The 3522-nt window shown below is 30.4% G+C and carries 5 protein-coding genes; 3 read left to right on the top strand and 2 right to left on the bottom strand.

Annotated elements, in window-relative coordinates:
* Positions 1 to 59: 59 nt before the first annotated feature.
* Complete coding sequence (locus AC1Z3S_RS19860; RefSeq protein ID WP_461741816.1) at positions 60 to 446, top strand: VOC family protein; 387 nt, start codon at positions 60 to 62, stop codon at positions 444 to 446.
* Between the two features lie 129 nt (positions 447 to 575).
* Here AC1Z3S_RS19860 and AC1Z3S_RS19855 read toward each other — a convergent pair whose 3' ends face one another.
* Positions 576 to 1250: a CPBP family intramembrane glutamic endopeptidase gene (locus AC1Z3S_RS19855; RefSeq protein WP_461741815.1), complete on the bottom strand. Its 675-nt coding sequence runs from the start codon at positions 1248 to 1250 to the stop codon at positions 576 to 578.
* Positions 1251 to 1254: 4 nt separating this feature from the next.
* Entirely contained in the window at positions 1255 to 1650 is a 396-nt protein-coding gene (locus AC1Z3S_RS19850; RefSeq protein ID WP_461741814.1) for a helix-turn-helix transcriptional regulator, read from the bottom strand.
* Positions 1651 to 1823: 173 nt separating this feature from the next.
* Here AC1Z3S_RS19850 and AC1Z3S_RS19845 point away from each other — a divergent pair, with 173 nt between their 5' ends.
* Positions 1824 to 2480 (top strand): CPBP family intramembrane glutamic endopeptidase, encoded by a 657-nt coding sequence (locus tag AC1Z3S_RS19845; RefSeq protein ID WP_461741813.1) that lies wholly within the window; start codon positions 1824 to 1826, stop codon positions 2478 to 2480.
* Positions 2481 to 2708: 228 nt separating this feature from the next.
* On the top strand, positions 2709 to 3512 hold the full coding sequence (locus AC1Z3S_RS19840) for an alpha/beta fold hydrolase (protein ID WP_461741812.1): 804 nt from the start codon (positions 2709 to 2711) through the stop codon (positions 3510 to 3512).
* Positions 3513 to 3522: the final 10 nt, after the last annotated feature.

Here is a 3522-nt window from a genome sequence, read left to right as displayed (position 1 = left end):
GTTATTCCAAGTGAAAATTTTAACGGTATTTTTGATATAATTTTTGAGGGGTGAATGACGTGATAAATCATATTGAAATAAATGTCAAAAACTTAAAGAAGTCTAAAAAATTCTATACATTTTTACTTCAAGAGTTAGGTTGTACTCTTTTTCAAGAATGGGAAAAAGGATTTAGCTTAAAGCTAGATGGCTTATATATTGTTTTCGTTCAAACGGAAAACCAATATTTAGCTGAACCTTATCATAGAAAACACATAGGTCTAAATCATATAGCTTTCTCTGTTGCCAATCCGCAGAAAGTGGATGAACTACGTATTAAATTACTAGAAATGGAAGCCCACGAACTTTACACGCCTAATTACCCATTTGCAGGAGGTAAAAATTACTATGCGGTTTTTTTTGAAGATCCAGATCGTTTAAAAATTGAATTAGTTGTCATGAAGTAGCGCTATTAGTTCACATGAAACTCCTTATACCAAATACGAAGCAAAAATATAATCTGAACAATAAAAAGTCACTATTTTTGAGAATTAGTTTTTTACTTACAGGATAAACAAATCAATTACCACAGTTCACTACGTTAAGAAAAAAGGAAGTAAACTAATTAAATTCATAAAAATATGCACTAAACTAATTAAAATCAAATTTTTTGTTTTGTAATAAGAGAATCCAAATACCAAACCTGATAGGAAATAGGGGATACTTTGAATAAAATCAGTTAGATACAAGTTATGTATATGGGTTGCAGCAAATAAACTGCTTGAAAGTAAAACGGCTAGACCCACAGGTATTTTAGTAGAGAATTTGGTAATAAGAATACCCCTAAAAAAGAACTCTTCAACAATCGGACCGATAAATGCTAGAATTGCCAATATTATTACAGGATTGATTAGTGTTATTGTATTTAGAATATTCGTGTCATTTTGAAAGTTATCTGGAGTAATGTTTAGAGTAGAAAAAAATATTTCAACAACCCCATATCCTAATGATGACAACAAAACGTCTGCTAAATATACTGCTACCAAAATCAATAAAGATTTAAATTTATGTAGCTTAATCCAATGGAAATTAGATTGTATAGTCTTTTTGAACAACGAAATTCCTATAATCAGCAACATCGTATAACAAACAGCTTGTATAGTGATTTTTTGATTGGCGCTATTGATTATGTATTGTGGGATTTTAAGCAGGAAAATACATATGTATATTAGAATAAATACTACCATTTTTGTTGAGTATTTCTTTATCATACTGTCACCTCGAGATTTTTAGTCTTAAGGAAAATACAATGACTTGTCTTATAAGAAAACCCACTATCAACCATATCAAAATCAATCCTATATTATGGCTGAACGCAGTTGTCAAAATAAACAACAAGAGTAAAACCATGCTCAATTTTAACTGTTCTTTTATGAATGTTTCATGGTTGTTAGTTGGTAATTCTACTGCTGATACTTCAGAGTCAAATAGTTGGTCTATCGAAATATTATACACTTTAGCCATATCCAATAAGTTATCAACATTAGGAAGTGTTCGATTATTTTCCCAATTAGAAATAGTCTGCCTCGAAACACCGATTTTACTAGCTAAATATTCTTGACTAATTCCATGGCTAGTGCGCTTCAATTTCAATTTTGTACCAGTATCCATTGCTTTTCCTTCTCTCTATCTTGAACTGAAATTTTATTGATTACTAGCTTAAATATTTTTACAATTGCCTATTTATTCTATAGTATAAAGGATTTTAACGTACTACTCTTATATCATGTACATTAGATTTTTTAGTATGTTATGCTAAACCATAAATGTTTAGGAGCGAAATAATGTCTAAAAATAGAGATTTGATTAATCTAGCAATCTACATCATTATATTTTTCAGTGTGTGGTCTTTTTACGAATTACTAATAAAACCTCAAATACTAGAATTAGCCCCTATTCCAAGCGCTTTTATCCAAGCAATTATAAAAGTAAGTTGTTGGACAATACCAAGCGTCTTGTTAATAAAAAGAACCACAACTTTACAAGTACCGTATCCTAAATTATTCCAGACTAAGATATATTGGGAGAATTGGATACTACTTTTAGGGCTGATGATTCTATTTTTATTAGGAGGCTCTTACTTGGGATATGGTAATTTACAAATTAGAGAGACGTTTCAGCCGATTGATCTCATAAATAGTGTATTACTGGTTGGTCTAACAGAAGAATTAGTATTTCGTGGTTGGATTTTAAATTTTCTATTAACCAAAATGAATAAGTTTGGGGCTTTAATACTATCTTCAAGTTTATTTTTGTTAATACATTTTCCAACCTGGATACATACAGGAACATTAATTCCTAACTTAGTTTCGGGCGGATTTATGCAAGTTTTTTTCTTAGGAATCCTATTTGGAATTGCCTTTATAAAAAGTAAAAACATCTTCGTTCCAATGCTATTTCACATGGTTTGGAATTTAATAGCTATAACTTATTATGGATAAGAACTTTAGTGCATAAATTCCATAAACATGGAGGAATACATGGCTACTTGTTATTTAACTAACAAGTAAGCATACTGCAGATTATAAAAAAACCAGCTCATTTCGAGAACTGGCTTTTACTTTGTATAAGTTACGTTATACAAAGTAAAAAAAGAGAGTAAATAGACACACGAGATTTGTTATACTTTAGTAATTACTAATTTAAAAAGGGTTAAGGAGATTATGGAAGTGCAGATTAATTTTAAGGAACTAGGAGAAGGTACCCCTATTTATTTTATACATGGTAATGGTCTGAATATAGATAGTATGATGTGTTTTTATGAAAGACTATTTACAGAGCAATATAGAAATTATCACCGTATTTATATAGATATACCCGGCATGGGAGATTCTGATTTTGATGATACAATTCAAAATTCAGATGATATTTTAACTCAAATAATTGAATTCATTTATCAAAAAACTGGTAATGAAACCTTTTTACTTTGTGGACATTCTTATGGTGGCTATCTTTGCTTAGGCATAGGTACAAAGCTATCGGCTCAGGCGAAAGGAATTTTTTTGACTTGCCCTGTAGTTAAAGCAGCCAAAAAAGATAGAAGCTTAGAGAAGCATACGAATATTATTGAAGAATCGATTGATCCAAAAAGAAATTTGGATTATTTTCAGGACTTTATGGACATGAACGTTATGATTAATAAACAAGCCTGGAATGACTATCAAGATGCGATTATTCCTGGCATAAAAAAAGAAACAAATGACTTCTGGGAAGAAATCGAAGATGATGCATATTCATTTTCCTTTGAAAAAGTTCTAGAGGAAAATTTACCTGAAATGCATGGAACAATTTTATTAGGGCAATATGATCAAGTTGTAGGTTATCATGATCAGCTGTCATTTTTTGAAAGTTTAAGTGAGATAAAATCCTATGTTGTAGACAATAGCGGACATAATTTACCCATTGATCAAAGGAAGACTTTAAAAGAAGAATTCGACTTGTTTCTTTCCTCTAATCAAAGCAACTTGACATAAAACTCCTTAT

Source organism: Enterococcus sp. LJL90 (assembly GCF_056924355.1).
Note: the sequence above shows the minus strand (reverse complement) of the source record. Positions and strands in the feature narration are given on the sequence as shown.